The organism is Suilimivivens sp. (genome assembly GCF_037359455.1).
In the GTDB taxonomy this organism is placed as follows: Bacteria; Bacillota; Clostridia; order Lachnospirales; family Lachnospiraceae; genus Suilimivivens; species Suilimivivens aceti.
The window spans coordinates 1-2596 of the sequence record NZ_JAXXXI010000060.1 but is presented as its reverse complement, the minus strand read 5'-3'; the positions used below and the strand labels follow the sequence as shown (position 1 = coordinate 2596).

At 41.6% G+C, this 2596-nt stretch carries 2 protein-coding genes and 1 pseudogene; 1 reads left to right on the top strand and 2 read right to left on the bottom strand.

What is annotated here, in order from left to right:
* Positions 1–248 (bottom strand): annotated as a pseudogene (locus WJQ40_RS13915) (DNA methyltransferase); the annotation flags it as partial.
* A 244-nt stretch (positions 249–492) separates the two neighbouring features.
* On the opposite strand from WJQ40_RS13915, the gene WJQ40_RS13910 reads away from it, so the two are divergent.
* Entirely contained in the window at positions 493–1008 is a 516-nt protein-coding gene (locus WJQ40_RS13910) for a CYTH domain-containing protein (protein WP_337540917.1), read from the top strand.
* 22 nt (positions 1009–1030) lie between these two features.
* On the opposite strand, the gene WJQ40_RS13905 is transcribed toward WJQ40_RS13910, so the two are convergent.
* Positions 1031–2473, bottom strand: a complete 1443-nt coding sequence (locus WJQ40_RS13905) for an ATP-binding protein (RefSeq protein ID WP_337540915.1) — start codon at positions 2471–2473, stop codon at positions 1031–1033.
* Between the last annotated feature and the right edge of the window lie 123 nt (positions 2474–2596).

The following is a 2596-nucleotide window of genomic DNA, read 5'->3' as shown; positions in this document are numbered from 1 at the left end:
GCACGGATGCGCTCACTGGCGGCGGCATAAAAGGCCGGGGCCGTTTCAAAGCATACAAAGCGGCATTCTGTGTTGATGGCCGCAATCGCGGTTGTGCCGGAGCCCGCGCAAATGTCCGCGACCAGTTCTCCGGGGCGGGTGTAGGTGCGGATCAGGTACTCGCAGAGCTCCACGGGCTTCTGTGTAGGATGGATACCGCCGGACACCGCAGGCACAAAAAGCACATTCCCGGGATAGCGGCGGCCATTTACGATCCTCCTTTTCGTTAAAGTTGCACAAATTTGAACGCTAAAATTTTGTAGTTATTTTTGTGCCCCCTTTCTGTCTATCCATGCAAAAAAGCCGCCCGTTTTTACCAAATCGGAATTCAGTGAATTGATTCTTCCTCCCGATTCCTGTATACTGACTGTAAGAAGCCACAGCATGGAAATCCTTTTCAGCTGGGTTTACTTTCATGGCTGCGTGTCAAAAATTTCAGGAGTGTACTATTTTATGGAAATCGAACGCAAATTTACGATCAAAGAACTGCCGGTGGATCTCGACAGCCACACCTGTCTTCTCATAGAGCAGGCTTACCTGAATACCGATCCGGTCATCCGGATCCGCCGTCAGGATGATGACTATTATCTTACTTACAAAGGAAAAGGCCTCATGGCAAGAGAAGAATACAATCTCCCCCTGACCAGAGAGGCCTATGAGCATCTGCTTCCCAAAGCAGATGGCAATATCATTACCAAAAAGCGTTATCTGTTTCCCATTTCAGAGCCATCCTTCCGGAAAGGATATCAGCCTGAAAGTACACCATCCCTTACCATAGAGCTGGATGTATTTGAAGCACCTTTTGCACCACTTATCATTGCAGAGGTGGAGTTTCCTGATGAGGAAATGGCAGATGCTTTTCTGCCGCCGGACTGGTTCCTTGCTGATGTCACTCTGGATAAGCGTTACCACAACTCCAATTTATCGCGGATGCAGGATCTGTCTTCTCTCCTTCTATCGTCTTCATAAACAGACTCTTTTCTCCCACCGGTCAGACTATTTCCACCATTTCCGGATTGGTCTTATAAAACATGGCACGTGAAAGTCTGCTCTTTTCCAGATATCCATTCTTTTCCAGATTACCAAGTACATTTTTCCGAAGGTAGGTGGAATCACTGACTTTCAAATATTCTGCTATTTCCGATACTTTACGAGCCTGATGATAACAGAAGGATAAAACCTTTTCATCCATTTCTGTTCCGCCAGGAACCGGTGCAAATGTCAGCACCGGTACTTTACTGTCTTCTACTCCATTTTCATAAGTAAGATCCGGCAATACTAATGTAAAATGATCCGAAGAAGAATAAATATATGGTTTATGTGCTTCATCTGCCTCTTTATACTCTTCAATAATTTTATCAAATCCTGTACCGGCAGCCTCCATTACATTACAGGCAACTAGAATACTGGAAATCAATTCATTTCTTCGCTTTGAAATAATTCCGGACAGATCATAAGTCTTTCCCAGCTTTTCTCCCCTGTAAAAACCTCCAGGAGAAGATATCTCCAGACGATCCTTAAACATATCTACCTGAATCTGCGTTCCATCCAGATAGTAGTCACGATGAGCCACCGCATTAATTACTCCTTCGAATAAGGCTCGCTGCGGATAAGAATCAATATTTTTTCTTACATCATCCAGCTTTATCATGGAATGATTCATTCTTTGATTTACAAAGTCCATCATATATTGAATGGTAGCAATCACATTTCCCTGAAAACGATTAATGGTTATGATTCGTTCACTTCCTTTATTAAAGCCTGCGAAAACCGAACACTGAACTCCCGTTTTGGATCCTGGATAATCATCTTTAAACAATACCGCTCCATTTAACAGAAAACCTTCCTCATTATAAAATCCAATGGATTTCAGGAATTTTTCTTTCAGCTCTTTTCCATTATTGTGCTCCTGATAAAACGTCTGTAAAACAGAAAACTGCTCCGGCTCATATGGAATATCAGAAACAAGAAGATCATACTGTGTATTCCTGCTTTTTATACTCATTTCAATAATTTCTTCATAAGTTGCCCCATTGGTAAAGCCATCTCTCCGCATAAAAATAGATGGAATATTTTTATATTTTAAAATAATTGGTTTGACCACGGACTCCGGAATTGATACATGAATAATAAACCGTTCTCCACTTTTTGCTTCATATCGAACAAATGAAATCTTCATTTGCGGTCTGGGAGTCAGATGCTCATTCACCTGATTATTAAAATAATTACGTTCATTATCAGCACCTTTTCGATCAAATCCTATCAGCTTATTTGTCTTATCTTCCACTCCGATGTAAAAATCACCGCCAGTTGCATTTGCAAATCCAGCAATACTTTTCAGCCAGCCTACAACATCCTCACGGTTGAGGACACTCTTACATTCAAATTTATCATTTTCTAACTGTACATTTTTCACAATCTCTTCCAGATACATCTGCTTACCTCCTGCTTCTGTTACTTCAAGATTACTTCAATATTACTTCAAAGTCAACTTCAAAGTCACTTGAGTTTCCGTACTTTTATCCACACTTCCCTGCTTTCACAGGTTCTGTCATAA